At 72.9% G+C, this 12,977-nt stretch carries 12 protein-coding genes and 2 tRNA genes; 6 read left to right on the forward strand and 8 right to left on the reverse strand.

All coding sequences use genetic code 11. From position 1 onward, the window contains the following. Positions 1-176 precede the first annotated feature (176 nt). Entirely contained in the window at positions 177-1,715 is a 1,539-nt protein-coding gene (locus AC0B61_RS03200) for a N,N-dimethylformamidase beta subunit family domain-containing protein (RefSeq protein WP_471738899.1), read from the forward strand. Between the two features lie 113 nt (positions 1,716-1,828). Next, positions 1,829-2,728, forward strand: coding sequence for a phosphoribosylaminoimidazolesuccinocarboxamide synthase (locus AC0B61_RS03205; RefSeq protein WP_471738900.1), 900 nt, complete (start codon positions 1,829-1,831; stop codon positions 2,726-2,728). 37 nt (positions 2,729-2,765) lie between these two features. Here AC0B61_RS03205 and AC0B61_RS03210 read toward each other — a convergent pair whose 3' ends face one another. The 7 genes from AC0B61_RS03210 to AC0B61_RS03240 form a co-directional block, all read right to left on the reverse strand. After that, entirely contained in the window at positions 2,766-3,386 is a 621-nt protein-coding gene (locus AC0B61_RS03210) for a response regulator (RefSeq protein ID WP_471738901.1), read from the reverse strand. A gap of 28 nt (positions 3,387-3,414) precedes the next feature. Continuing rightward, positions 3,415-4,608, reverse strand: coding sequence for a sensor histidine kinase (locus tag AC0B61_RS03215; RefSeq protein ID WP_471738902.1), 1,194 nt, complete (start codon positions 4,606-4,608; stop codon positions 3,415-3,417). A 157-nt stretch (positions 4,609-4,765) separates the two neighbouring features. Beyond that, a complete protein-coding gene (locus AC0B61_RS03220; RefSeq protein WP_471738903.1) occupies positions 4,766-5,620 on the reverse strand; it encodes an ABC transporter permease in 855 nt (284 codons plus the stop codon). Beyond that, complete coding sequence (locus AC0B61_RS03225; protein ID WP_471738904.1) at positions 5,617-6,621, reverse strand: ABC transporter ATP-binding protein; 1,005 nt, start codon at positions 6,619-6,621, stop codon at positions 5,617-5,619. Before AC0B61_RS03225 ends, AC0B61_RS03220 begins: the two co-directional genes overlap by 4 nt. A gap of 155 nt (positions 6,622-6,776) precedes the next feature. Further along, a tRNA-Gly gene (locus tag AC0B61_RS03230) sits at positions 6,777-6,849 on the reverse strand. A gap of 39 nt (positions 6,850-6,888) precedes the next feature. Further along, positions 6,889-6,961, reverse strand: a tRNA-Gly gene (locus AC0B61_RS03235). 159 nt (positions 6,962-7,120) lie between these two features. Next, the gene (locus AC0B61_RS03240) at positions 7,121-7,438 is read right to left on the reverse strand and encodes a histone-like nucleoid-structuring protein Lsr2 (protein WP_471738905.1); all 318 of its coding nucleotides are present in this window, start codon (positions 7,436-7,438) and stop codon (positions 7,121-7,123) included. Between the two features lie 464 nt (positions 7,439-7,902). Here AC0B61_RS03240 and purS point away from each other — a divergent pair, with 464 nt between their 5' ends. The 4 genes from purS (at position 7,903) to AC0B61_RS03260 (ending at position 11,997) form a co-directional block, all read left to right on the forward strand. Beyond that, complete coding sequence (gene purS, locus AC0B61_RS03245; protein WP_045692676.1) at positions 7,903-8,157, forward strand: phosphoribosylformylglycinamidine synthase subunit PurS; 255 nt, start codon at positions 7,903-7,905, stop codon at positions 8,155-8,157. Then, positions 8,154-8,855 (forward strand): phosphoribosylformylglycinamidine synthase subunit PurQ, encoded by a 702-nt coding sequence (purQ, locus tag AC0B61_RS03250; RefSeq protein ID WP_471738906.1) that lies wholly within the window; start codon positions 8,154-8,156, stop codon positions 8,853-8,855. The genes purS and purQ overlap by 4 nt, the downstream gene beginning before the upstream one ends. Then, the gene (gene purL / locus AC0B61_RS03255; RefSeq protein ID WP_471738907.1) at positions 8,855-11,110 is read left to right on the forward strand and encodes a phosphoribosylformylglycinamidine synthase subunit PurL; all 2,256 of its coding nucleotides are present in this window, start codon (positions 8,855-8,857) and stop codon (positions 11,108-11,110) included. Before purQ ends, purL begins: the two co-directional genes overlap by 1 nt. A 74-nt stretch (positions 11,111-11,184) precedes the next feature. After that, the gene (locus AC0B61_RS03260) at positions 11,185-11,997 is read left to right on the forward strand and encodes a sterol carrier family protein (protein ID WP_471738908.1); all 813 of its coding nucleotides are present in this window, start codon (positions 11,185-11,187) and stop codon (positions 11,995-11,997) included. A gap of 38 nt (positions 11,998-12,035) precedes the next feature. Here AC0B61_RS03260 and AC0B61_RS03265 read toward each other — a convergent pair whose 3' ends face one another. Continuing rightward, entirely contained in the window at positions 12,036-12,839 is an 804-nt protein-coding gene (locus AC0B61_RS03265) for a DUF3152 domain-containing protein (RefSeq protein WP_471738909.1), read from the reverse strand. Positions 12,840-12,977: the final 138 nt, after the last annotated feature.

Below are 12,977 nucleotides of genomic sequence, written 5' to 3' on the forward strand. Positions count from 1 at the left end.
ACGAATCGGCCGCCGGTCGTCTTCGCAGGCCGGAGGCCCTCCGCGGACGGCGCGCAAGATTCGCCGCCCCAATTGGCACCGGAGGGTGACGGAGTGCCAGCACTCTGTGGTGTATTAGACCGCACGCACATCCGGGGGGCACGTGCCAACCGGGCGGAAGTGCACCTGGAGGGCGCGTGGGGACGGAACTCAACCGCCGCTGGGAGTCCGGAACACACGCCTACAGCGTTTCCGACCCCTTCGGCCAGGGCCCGCTGCCCTGGCTGCGCAGCCCGGACCAGTACCTGGCCGGGGCGGAGGGCACCGTCCCCTGGTACGTCTCGGTGGACGCGCCCGGCCAGCAGCCGCTGACCGCCGGCGCCCGGCCCAAGCCGTCGGTCGGCACCCCGCAGGGCGCCAACGACGTGGACCAGCAGATCAAGGGCTTCGCCTCGGCCGGAGTGATCCGCCCCGGCGGCTCGGTGGACTTCCGGGTCACCGTCAACCCGCCCCGCGAGTTCACCGTGAGCGTGTTCCGGATCGGTCACTACGGCGGCGACAACGCCCGCCACATGACCGACAGCCCGCTGATCGCCGGCCTCGCCCAACCCGCCCCGCTGGTGGTCGACCGGACGGTCTCCTGCCACCACTGGTGGCACTCCTGGCGGCTGCAGGTCCCGGTGCACTGGAAGCCCGGCTCCTACGTCGCGGTGCTGACCACCGCGGACCTGCTGCACCGCAGCCACATCCCGTTCACCGTGCGGGACTTCGACGAGCAGGGCCACGCCGCCGAACTGCTCCTGGTGCTCCCCGACGTGACCTGGCAGGCGTACAACCTGTTCCCCGAGGACGGGCGCACCGGCGCCAGCCTCTACCACGCCTGGGACGGCCTGGGCGGCCTGGTCGGCGAGCCGGAGGCGGCCGTCACCGTCTCCTTCGACCGTCCGCACGCCACCGCCGGCCTGCCGCTGCACGTCGGCCACGCGTACGACTTCATCCGCTGGGCCGAGCGCTACGGCTACGACCTCTCCTACGCCACGGCCACCGATCTGCACGCCGGCCTGGTCGACCCGTCCCGGCACCGGGCGCTGGTCTTCCCCGGCCACGACGAGTACTGGTCCGCGCCGATGCGCCGCGCCGCCGAGCGGGCCCGGGACGGCGGCACCTCGCTGGTGTTCCTGTCCGCCAACACCATGTACTGGCGGGTCGAGCTGACCGCGGCCGCCTCCGGGGAGCCGAACCGGCTGCTCAACTGCCGCAAGCGCCAGAAGGTCCGGCCCGGCAGCCCGGCCGCGGGCGCGCCCGGCGCGGCCAGCGCGCTGTGGCGGGACGCCGGGGAGCCCGAGCAGCACCTGCTCGGCGTGCAGTACTCGGGCCGGGTCGCCGCGCCCGTCCCGCTGGTCGCCCGGCACACCGCGCACTGGCTCTGGGACGGCACCGGCCTGCAGGAGGGCGACGAACTGCCCGGGCTGGTCGCCGGCGAGGCCGACCGGTACTACCCGAAGGTGTCGCTGCCCGAGCACACCGAGCGGGTGCTGCTGGCGCACTCGCCGTACCGGGACCTGGCCGGCCGCACCCGCTACCAGGAGACCTCGCTGTACCGGGCGCCCAGCGGCGCGTACGTCTTCGCGGCCGGCACCTTCGCGTGGTCGCCGGCGCTGGGCCGCCCCGGTCTGACCGACGAGCGGATCCAGCGGGCCACCGCCAACCTGCTGGACCGGCTCTGCAAGAACTGACCGGGCGGCCTCCACCGGCGGCGGGCGCGGGCGGGCGTGAAAGACTGCGGGGGCAGTGACCTCCCCTTTCGCGGTGCCCCACGCGCGCGAACGACCCCTGAGGACTGAACACCTTGAGCGGATTTGTCACCAAGCCCGAGCCGGTCCAGGTGCCCGGCCTGGTCCACCTGCACACCGGCAAGGTGCGCGACCTGTACCGCACCGGGACGGGCGAGCTGGTCATGGTGGCCAGCGACCGGACGTCCGCCCACGACTGGGTGCTGCCGAACGAGATCCCCGACAAGGGCCGCATCCTCACCCAGCTGTCGCTGTGGTGGTTCGAGCGGATCGCCGACATCGTGCCCAACCACGTGATCTCCACCGAGGTCCCGGCCGGCGCCCCGGCCGACTGGAAGGGCCGCACGCTGGTCTGCAGGAGCCTGGAGATGATCCCGGTCGAGGCGGTCGCCCGCGGCTACCTGGCCGGCTCCGGCCTGGCCGAGTACCAGGAGAGCCGCACGGTCTGCGGCATCGCCCTGCCGGAGGGCCTGGAGAACAGCTCCGAGCTGCCCGCCCCGATCTACACCCCGGCGCTCAAGGCCGAGGTCGGCGAGCACGACGAGAACGTCTCCTACGAGGAGACCGCCCGCCGGATCGGGGCCGAGCCGGCCGCCCTGCTGCGCCGCACCACCCTGGACGTCTACGCCCGGGCCCGCGACATCGCCCGCGAGCGCGGCATCATCCTGGCCGACACCAAGTTCGAGTTCGGCCTGCTGGACGGCGAGCTGGTGATCGGCGACGAGGTGCTCACCCCGGACTCCTCCCGCTACTGGCCCGCCGACCAGTGGCAGCCGGGCCGCTCGCAGGCGTCCTTCGACAAGCAGCTGATCCGCGACTGGCTGGTCTCCCCGGCCTCCGGCTGGGACCGCCACAGCGAGCAGCCGCCGCCGGCGCTGCCGGCCGAGGTCGTCGAGCAGACCCGGGCCAAGTACATCGAGGTCTACGAGCGGCTGACCGGCACCACCTGGGCCTGACGCCCGACCGCCCGCGGGTCCGGCTGGGACCGGACACCTAGATCCAGCCGTGCTCGCGGGCGATCCGGACCGCCGCGTGCCGGTTCTCCGCGCCCAGCTTGCCGGCGGCCGAGGACAGGTAGTTGCGGACGGTGCCGGGGGACAGCGCCGCCCGTTCGGCGATCTCGGTGATCGGGGTGCCGTCGGCGGCCAGCTCCAGGACGTCCGTCTCGCGCGGGGTGAGCGGGGTCTCGCCCGCGCTGATCGCGTCCGCGGCCAGCTCGGGATCCACGTAGCGGCCGCCGGCCCGGACGGTCCGGATGATGCCGGCCAGGTCGGCCGCCGAGACGGTCTTCGGCAGGAAGCCGCGCACCCCGACCTCCAGCGCCCGCTTCAGGTAGCCGGGGCGGCCGTGGCCGGTGACGATCATGCAGCGGCAGTCCGGCAGCAGCCGGCGCAGTTCCGCGGCCACCTCGATGCCGTCCTTGCCGGGCATCTGCAGGTCCAGCACCGCGATGTCCGGGCGGTGGGCCTGCGCCATCGCCGACGCCTCCGGGCCGGAGCCGGCCTCGGCCACCACGGTGATGTCGTCCTCCAGGGAGAGCAGCGCGGCCAGCGCGCCCCGGATCAGGTGCTCGTCGTCGGCGAGCAGGACGCGCACGGGGGCGGGGTCGTTCATCGGGCGGTCCTCCGTCGGTGGGTGCGGGTCAGAACGGGACGGCGGCGAGCACCCGGAAGGTGCCCGGTGCGGCCTCGGGGACGGTCAGCTCGCCGTGGTGGGCGGCCAGCCGTTCGCGCAGGCCGCGCAGTCCGGTGCCGCCGCCCGGCGAGGGGAGCGGGACGGCGGGCACCCCGTCATTCTCCAGCTCCAGCACGGCCCGGCCGTCCTCGCGGCGCAGCCGGATCAGGCAGTGGGCGGCCTCGCTGTGCCGCAGCACGTTGGTGGTGGCCTCGCGGATCACCCAGCCGAGCACCGACTGGACCGGGGGCGGCAGCCAGTCGGCGTCCTCGCCGAGGTCGATCTCGCAGGCGACGTCGGCGCTGCGGAGCACCGCGCGGGCGCCGATCGCCTCGGCGTGCAGGTCGGCGGTGCGGTAGCCGCGGATGACGTCCCGGACCTCGCGCTGCGACTCCTGGGCGATCCGCTGCACCTCGGCCATCTGGTCGGCGGCCTCCGGGCGACCGCGGCGGGCGAACTGGACGGCGAGTTCGCTCTTGAGCGCGATGGTGGTGAGGTTGCGGCCCATCACGTCGTGCAGGTCGCGGGAGAAGCGCAGCCGCTCCTCGGCGACGGCCAGCCGGGACTGCGCCTCGCGGGCGGCGTCGAGCTCCCAGACGACGGCGGTCACCCAGGCGAAGCTGCGGCAGCTGCCCATGAGGAGGGTCATGCCGAACGCCGTCCCGACCGTCATCCCGGCGGTGGTGGCGGGGTCGACCCCGGTCAGCAGGATCGCGGGGGTGACCAGCAGCAGCAGGCCGAGTGCGGCGAGGCAGGCCCGGCGCAGTGGCAGGCCCACACTCATCGGGCCGGCGGCCGCGCCCAGGAGGGCGGCGGCGATCACCGTGGTGAACGGCGGACTGCCGGGGACCGTCGGGTCGGCGGAGGACGGGCCGAGCAGCAGGAGCACCCAGGATCCAGCCACCGTGAGCGCGGCGTTGACGGTCAGCCAGCGCTGGTACTCACTGGGGCGCCGCAGGTAGTGGTCGAGCGAGGTCCGGTACGCCCGCAGGGTCACCAGGGTGGAGGCGAGCGAGAGGACCAGGGCGACCTGGACGGTGGTCGCCGAGTGCGGCGGTTTCGCGGCGGAGGCGCTGACCAGCAGGTTCACCGGCATCATGAACCACGCCACCAGGTAGAGCGACCAGCGGAAGTAGAGCTCGGCCCGCTTGGGCTTGCCCAAGCCCTTCCACCGGCGGAACGGCCCCCGGACGTCCATCGCACTGCCCCCCGTTCGATCATGATCGTGTCGCTGCCTTCTTAGCAGAGGTCGAACGGGGTGCTGCCCCTCGGAGTCCGCTGAGGTGCCCCTGAAGTGCCGCGCCGGTGCCGCCTGCGCGTCAGCGGCGCGGCTCCCAGCGGAAGTAGCGCACCGCGCCCCAGGCCGCCAGGCCGAGCCAGACGGCGCCCGTGACCAGGTGCGGGGCGGCGGTGGACCAGGTGCCGGCGAAGCCGGTGGCGGCGGCCGAGCCGTCGGTGCCGGTCCAGCCGATCCGGATCAGCTGGAAGGCCGGGGTGGTGGGCAGCAGCCGGCAGAAGTCGGCCAGCCCGGAGGGCATGACCTCCAGCGGGATGAGCAGGCCGGAGCCGAACTGGGAGACCAGCAGCAGCGGGAGGGTGGTGATACCGGCGGTCTCGACGGTCTTGGTGAAGGCGCTGGTGACGGCGGCCAGCGCGATGAAGGTGGCGATGCTCAGGACCAGTCCGACGGCCAGCAGCAGCGGGTTCACCGGCGTGCCGAGCTTGAGGAGGAAGGCGGCACCGACGGCGACCACGGCGCACATCAGCAGGGCGAGGCTCACCGAGGGCACGGCCGTGCCGGCCAGGATCTCGACGTCCCGGGCCTCGCCGGTGCGCAGCCGCTTGAGCACCAGCTCGTTGCGGCGGGCGACGTACGCCGCGGTCAGGTTGTAGTAGACGACGAACGCCAGGATGCCGCCGATGGTGCCGGTGATCAGCAGCGTGTCGACGTCCAGTCCGGGGTGGGACGCGGCCTGCTGCTTGAGCATGTTGCGCCGGCCGGCGATCAGCAGCAGCGGCAGCAACAGGGCGGTGAACAGGGCGGAGCGGTTGCGCAGCAGCAGGGTGGCCTCGGTACGGCCGAGGGAGCGCAGGCGGCGGGCGGCGGTGCTCTGCGGGCCCGTGGTGGCGCCGGCGGTCGTTCCGGTGGTGGCGGCGGTGGTGGCGGTGGTCATCGGGCGGATCCGATCAGGCGGCGGCGGGTGGGACGGGCGGCGGGCGACCGGGGCGGGGCCTGGTGGGCGGCCTCGGAGGCGATGGCGAGGAAGGCCTCCTCCAGCGAGGCGCTGCGGGCGTCCAGGGCGCCGAGCGTGATCCCGTGCTGCTGGGCCCAGCCGAGCAGGTCGAAGAGGGTGTGCTGGAGGCCGCCGGTCTGCACGGTGACCTTGCGGCCGTCGACGGTGATCTCGGCCCCGGCGAGGACCGGCAGCGCGGTCCCGGTGTACTCGGGGAGTTCGAAGCTGATCCGGGAGGGCCGGCCGGCGATCACCTCGGCGACGGTGCCGGTGGTGACGACCCGGCCGCCGTGCATGATGGCCAGCCGGTCGGCGAGTTCCTCGGCCTCCTCCAGGTAGTGCGTGGTGAGCAGCACGGTGGTGCCCTGGGCGCGCAGTTCGCGGACCAGCCGCCAGACGGCGGCGCGCGCCTCCGGGTCGAGGCCGGTGCTGGGCTCGTCCAGGAAGAGCACCTCGGGGCGGCCGAGCAGGGCCATCGCGAGGTCGAGCCGGCGCCGTTCGCCGCCGGACAGCTGCTTGACCCGGACGTCGCGGCGGTGGCCGAGGCCGACCAGCTCCAGGGCCTCGTCCACCGGGCGGGCGCCGCTGGTCATCCCGGCCCAGCCGCGGCCGGTCTCGGCGACGGTGAGTTCGCCGGGGAAGCCGCCCTCCTGGAGCATGACGCCGATCCGCGGGCGGACGGCGGCGCGCTCCTGGTGGGGGTCGTGGCCGAGCACCCGGACGGTGCCGCCGGTGGGGGCGGCCAGGCCCTCGATGAGCTCCATGGTGGAGGTCTTGCCGGCCCCGTTGGTGCCGAGCAGGGCGAACAGCTCACCGCGGCCGACGGTCAGGTCGACGCCGCGGACGGCGTGGTAGCCGGTGGCACCGCTGCCGTAGTGGCGGTGCAGGTCGGTGACCTCGATCACGCTGTCGCTGGGCGGGACGGGCTGGCTCGTTTCCATGCCTCGAGCCTTCCGCCGCCCGGGCCGCGCGGGCAGTGCGTGCCGTCATCGGCCGACGGTGGGGATCCACGGGTCGGCGATGACAAATGTCATGGGAGCGCCGTGCGGCGGGAATGCCGAAGGGCCCCCTCATTCGAGGGGGCCCTTCGTATCTGAGCGGACGACGAGATTCGAACTCGCGACCCTCACCTTGGCAAGGTGATGCTCTACCAACTGAGCCACGTCCGCAGGTCAAACTATTGAGTTGTGCTGTGCTCGCGCACTGCGAGCGGACGACGAGATTCGAACTCGCGACCCTCACCTTGGCAAGGTGATGCTCTACCAACTGAGCCACGTCCGCACGGTGCCCGGTGGGGCACCGGCCGCCTCTGCGGATCTCTCCGTTGCGGCGACGAGGAATACTCTACAGCATCGTTCGGGGTGGTCGCCCCACCCTTTCGGCCCAGGCCTTTCGGGCCGGGCGGCGGGGCGACCGGGGAGCGGTGTCCCGGGGCCGGGGTCAGTTCTCGTCGGCGAAACTCTCGTACACGCGCTTGGGGATGCGGCCGCGGGCCGGCAGTTCCATGCCGCGGGACAGGGCCCAGGCGCGGACGGCGGCCGGGTCCGGGGTGAGGGCGGTGCGGCGGAAGGACTTTCCGGTGCGGCTCTGGCGGCGGCCGGCGGCGACGAACGGAGCGAGGGCCTCCCGCAGCTTTTCCGCGTTGTCCACGGACAGGTCGATCTCGTACGACTTCCCGTCGACGCCGAAGTGGACGGTTTCCGCGGCGGAGCCGCCGTCCAGGTCGTCGGAGAGCGTGACAACTACACGCTGAGCCATGGGTGTCAATCCTCTCGGCAATTCGGCCACCGGTCCGCGGGGGTACGCCCGGGGCCTGATGTGCACCAACTCGCGCAAGCGCATACGGGCGGACCCGGTGGTCCGCCTGATACGCAGCACTTGCCGCGACAGGTGGCCCTATTCTGCACCCGAAGGGGGTCGAAATCGAAGAGTCCGGCATTCTTTTCCGTATATTCACGTCTCTTCGCGGACCGTGGGATACCGATGAGCGGGACGGGCGGTTCTGTCCCCAAGTGCCGTATTCGGGTGTTCTCCGGGGGCGGCCGTTCCGGACGTCGAATCCCGGGAAACGGGCCGTCCCCGACGGCGTGGCGGGCTCGGATCCCTTGTGCCGTAAGGGGCCTGGGTCTACGCGCGTCGCTATCCCCGGCCAGCAATCCTCCCCGAAAGCACCGGTAGTCTGGAGTTCCCCCGCCTCACCGAAGACACCACCGGGAGTGCCAGTGGCACGCGTCGTAGTCGACGTCATGCTCAAGCCGGAGATCCTCGACCCCCAGGGCCAGGCGGTGCAGCGCGCACTGCCCCGTCTCGGATTCACCGGGATCGCCGACGTCCGCCAGGGCAAGCGTTTCGAGCTGGAAGTGGAGGGCCCGGTCGACGACGCGGCGCTCGCCCGTATCCGCGAAGCCGCCGAGACCTTTCTCGCCAACACCGTGATCGAGGACTTCACCGTCCGGGTCGAGGAGGCGGCGAAGTGACCACCCGCGTCGGCGTCGTCACTTTTCCCGGCTCCCTCGACGACCGCGACGCCCAGCGGGCGGTCCGCCTCGCCGGCGCCGAGCCGGTCGCCCTCTGGCACCGTGACAAGGATCTCCACCAGGTCGACGCCGTCGTCCTGCCGGGCGGATTCAGTTACGGGGACTATCTGCGCTGCGGTGCGATCTCCCGCTTCTCGCCGGTGATGGACACCGTCATCGAGCAGGCGAAGCTCGGAATGCCGGTCCTCGGTATCTGCAACGGCTTCCAGGTGCTGTGCGAATCCCACCTGCTGCCCGGCGCGCTCACCCGCAACGACTCGCTGCACTTCATCTGCCGCGACCAGAAGCTGCGGATCGAGAACACCGGCACCGCCTGGACCCGGGATTACTCCGCGGGCCAGGAAATCGTCGTCCCGCTGAAGAACGGCGAGGGGCGCTTCGTCGCGGACGAGCACGTCCTGGACGAGCTGGAGGCGCAGGGCCGGGTCGTCGCCCGTTACCTGGTCGACGGCGCCGCCGCCGACGGGTACGGCAACCCGAACGGTTCGTACCGCGACATCGCCGGCATCACCAACGCCGCCGGCAATGTCGTCGGCCTGATGCCGCACCCGGAGCACGCCGTGGAGTCGCTCACCGGTCCGACCACCGAGGGCCTGGGCTTCTTCACTTCCGTCCTGAAGCAGCTGGTGAACGCCTGATGAGCCTCGACACCGTCAAGAACGCCGAGCAGACCCCGGACGCGGCCCAGCCCTGGGCCGAACTCGGCCTCAAGGAGGACGAGTACACGCGCATCCGGGAGATTCTCGGCCGCCGCCCGACCGGCGCCGAACTCGCGATGTACTCGGTCATGTGGTCGGAGCACTGTTCGTACAAGAGCAGCAAGGTCCACCTGAAGCAGTTCGGCGACAAGAAGCCCGATTCGGACGCGATGCTCGTCGGCATCGGCGAGAACGCCGGCGTGGTCGACGTCGGCCAGGGCTACGCGGTCACCTTCAAGGTCGAGTCGCACAACCACCCGTCGTACATCGAGCCCTACCAGGGCGCGGCCACCGGCATCGGCGGCATCGTGCGCGACATCCTGGCGATGGGCGCCCGCCCGGTCGCCGTGATGGACCCGCTGCGCTTCGGCGCGGCCGACCACCCGGACACCCGGCGCGTGCTGCCCGGGATCGTCGCGGGCATCGGCGGCTACGGCAACTGCCTGGGCCTGCCGAACATCGGCGGCGAGGTCGTCTTCGACTCCTGCTACCAGGGCAACCCGCTGGTCAACGCGCTGTGCGTGGGCGTCATGAAGCACGAGGACATCCACCTCGCGCAGGCCTCCGGCGCCGGCAACAAGGTCATCCTGTACGGCGCCCGCACCGGCGGCGACGGCATCGGCGGCGTCTCGGTGCTGGCCTCCGAGACCTTCGACGACACCAAGCCGGCCAAGCGCCCGGCGGTCCAGGTCGGCGACCCGTTCCAGGAGAAGCTCCTGATCGAGTGCACCCTGGAGATCTTCCGCGAGAAGCTCGTCAAGGGCATCCAGGACCTCGGCGGTGCCGGCCTGTCCTGCGCCACCAGCGAGCTGGCCTCGGCCGGCTCCGGCGGCATGCGGATCGAGCTCGACACCGTGCACCTGCGCGACCACACGCTCTCGCCGGAGGAGATCCTCATGAGCGAGTCGCAGGAGCGCATGTGCGCCATCGTCGAGCCCGACAAGGTCGACCGCTTCCTGGAGATCTGCGAGAAGTGGGACGTCATCGCCAACGTCATCGGTGAGGTGACCGACGGCGAGCGCCTGGAGATCTTCTGGCACGGCGAGCTGGTCGTGGACGTGCCGCCGCGCACCGTCGCCCACGAGGGCCCGACCTACCAGCGCCCGTACGCCCGGCCGAGCTGGCAGGACGCGCTGCAGGCCGACGCCCCGACCGCCGAGCGGCTGGCCCGCCCGACCACCGGCGAGGGCCTCAAGGCCGACCTGCTGAAGGTCGCCGGCCACCCCAACCAGGCGTCCAAGTCCTGGATCACCGACCAGTACGACCGCTACGTGCTCGGCAACACCGTGCTCTCGGTCGGCGAGGACTCGGGCATGATCCGGATCGACGAGGAGACCAACCTCGGCGTCTCGGTCGCCACCGACGGCAACGGCCGTTTCGCCAAGCTGGACCCGTACACCGGCGCCCAGCTGGCCCTGGCCGAGGCGTACCGCAACGTCGCGGCCGGCGGTGCCAAGCCGCTCGCCGTCTCCGACTGCCTCAACTTCGGCTCCCCCGAGGACCCGGACGTGATGTGGCAGTTCGCCGAGGCGACCCGCGGCCTGGCCGACGCCTGCCTGGTGCTCGGCACCCCGGTCACCGGCGGCAACGTCTCGCTCTACAACCAGACCGGCGAGGTCGCCATCCACCCGACCCCGGTGGTCGCGGTGCTCGGCGTCATCGACGACGTCACCCGGCGCACCCCGAGCGGCTTCGCGGAGGAGGGGCAGCTGCTCTACCTGCTCGGCGACACGGCGGACGAACTCGGCGGCTCGGCCTGGTCCCAGGCCGTCCACGACCACCTCGGCGGCCTGCCGCCCACGGTGGACCTGGAGCGCGAGCGGCTGCTCGGCGAGATCCTGATCGCCGCCTCGCGCGACGGCATGATCGACGCGGCGCACGACCTCTCCGACGGCGGCCTCGGCCAGGCGCTCGTGGAGAGCTGCCTCAAGGGCGGCCACGGCGCGCGGATCATCGTGCCCGAGGGCACGGACCCGTTCGTCCTCCTGTTCTCGGAGTCGGCCGGCCGCGCCGTCGTGGCGGTGCCGCGCAGCGAGGAGCTCCGATTCAACGACATGTGCACCGCGCGCGGCCTGCCGGCCACCCGGATCGGTGTCGTGGACGGCGAGTCCCTCGACGTCCAGGGGCAGTTCAGTGTCTCGCTGGCCGAGCTGAAGGACGCCCACACCGGCGTCATCGAGGCCCTGCTGGCCTGACCTGCAGCACCTGAGGGGCGGACGGTTCTCCCGGTTCGGGAGGGCCGTCCGCCCCTCGGCGTATGTTGGGGCCCATGCCCGCCAAGCCCCGTACGTACCAACCGCAGAAGGTCCGCGCCGCGCTGGCCGCCCAGACCGGGGCGCTGCGCGCCGCCGTGGACGCGCTCACCACCGAGCAGCTGGACCTGCCGACCCGGCTCGGGCAGTGGCGGGTCCGTGAGCTGCTCGCCCACCTCGCCGTCCAACTCGACTTCGTGCCGGCGCACTTGGACGACCCGCTGGAGGGGCGGCCGCCGCTGGGGCTGCTGGGCTGGGTGGCCGCGGTCGGCACCGTCGCGCCGCTGCTGGACGAGCAGGCCAGGGAGCGGGCCGGAGCGGAGTTCGACGGGGACGCGGCCTCGGTGGCGACGGCCTTCGGGCGGGCCGCGGACGCGCTCACCGGACTCCTGGCGAAGCCCGAAGCCGCTGACCCGGCGCGGCGGTTCGAGATCCGGCTCGGCTCGATGGCGCTCGCCGACACGCTGGTGACCCGGCTGGTGGAGACGGTCGTGCACGCCGACGACCTGGCCGCCGCGCTCGGCCGGGACGCCTTCCCGCACGACCGCCAGGCCGTCGCCGCCGTCGCCCGGCTGCTGGCCGACGCCTTCGCCGACCGCGCCCCCGGCGGCGCGGTCGAGCTACGGATCCCCCCGTACGCCGTGGTGCAGGCCGTCGAGGGGCCCAGGCACACCCGCGGCACCCCGCCCAACGTGGTCGAGACCGACCCGCTGACCTGGATCCGGCTGGCCACCGGGCGGCTCGACTGGGCGGCGGCGGTGGAGGCGGCCGCGGTGTCCGCCTCCGGGGAGCGGAGCGACCTGCGGGCCCACCTGCCGGTGCTCGGCTGAGCCGGCCGGGTTCAGGGGACGGGCTACCGCGGCCGGGCTCAGGGGACGGAGGGCCCGCTCAGGTAGGTGCCGTCGGCCGAGTACGGCCAGGCGTTGGGCGTGCAGCCCTTGAGCCCGTAGATCTGCTGCATCATCGCGGGCGCGGGCTTGCCGGGGCCCGGGCAGCTCTCGTGCCCGTGGCCGATCCGGTGGCCGACCTCGTGGTTGACGATGAGTGCCCGGTACTCCTCGACCGGGCCGCTGAACTGCGGTGAACCGGTGTTCCAGCGCTTGGAGTTGACGAGCACCTGGTCGCCGACGTTGCAGTTGACCTCGCCGTGGGTGTCCAGGCCGGAGGCGCCGCAGATCCTGTCGACGGTGGCGGGGGAGGCGATCTTCACGGTGAAGTCGTAGGAGCCGGTCGCGACCAGCTGGAAGCCGTTCCTGCGGTCGTTGGTCCAGCCACGCGGGTCGCCGAGGATGCCGTGGATCTGTGCGGCGGCGGCCGGGGCGTCGATGCCGATGCCGTCCTCGACCTCGACCCGGTATCGGCGCACGGTGCCGCGTCCGACGGCCTTGGCGGTGGCCGGGGCGATGGTGAAGGTGCCCGCGCCCTTGGCGGGGCCGGCGTCGGGCCCGGTGGGGGCGGGCGCCGGTGGCGGCGGAGGAGGAGGCGGGGGCGGCGTGGCCGTCGGGGTGACGGCCGGGGGCGCCGTCGGCGGTGGGGTCGTCGGGGCCCCGTCGGCCGGCGGGGCGATCCGTCCCTGGGTGGTCGGGGCGGCGGCCGGGGCGCCCGGGGGGCGGCTCAGCACCACGGCCGTGGCGCCGAGCACCAGGACGGCCGCCACCAATGCCGTGAGCATGCCAGGACCGATCCTCCGACGCGGCCGGCGGCGTCTGCGGCCGCCGTTTCGGGACGGGGCGGCTCGCCTGCTGGCGGGTCGGGCTGCTGGCACGACCGTCACCCTGGCATGGCGAACGGGTGAATGTCCACGTACCCG

It is taken from the genome of Kitasatospora sp. NPDC023385, from assembly GCF_055664045.1.

Excerpts from the sequence above, each read along its gene's own strand:
- AC0B61_RS03260 (WP_471738908.1), top strand. The coding sequence starts at position 11,185 with ATGCCCGCCAAGCCCCGTACGTACCAACCGCAGAAGGTCCGCGCCGCG.
- AC0B61_RS03265 (WP_471738909.1), bottom strand. The coding sequence starts at position 12,839 with ATGCTCACGGCATTGGTGGCGGCCGTCCTGGTGCTCGGCGCCACGGCC.
- AC0B61_RS03220 (WP_471738903.1), bottom strand. The coding sequence starts at position 5,620 with ATGACCACCGCCACCACCGCCGCCACCACCGGAACGACCGCCGGCGCC.
- AC0B61_RS03225 (WP_471738904.1), bottom strand. The coding sequence starts at position 6,621 with ATGGAAACGAGCCAGCCCGTCCCGCCCAGCGACAGCGTGATCGAGGTC.
- AC0B61_RS03240 (WP_471738905.1), bottom strand. The coding sequence starts at position 7,438 with ATGGCTCAGCGTGTAGTTGTCACGCTCTCCGACGACCTGGACGGCGGC.
- purL (WP_471738907.1), top strand. The coding sequence starts at position 8,855 with ATGAGCCTCGACACCGTCAAGAACGCCGAGCAGACCCCGGACGCGGCC.
- AC0B61_RS03210 (WP_471738901.1), bottom strand. The coding sequence starts at position 3,386 with ATGAACGACCCCGCCCCCGTGCGCGTCCTGCTCGCCGACGACGAGCAC.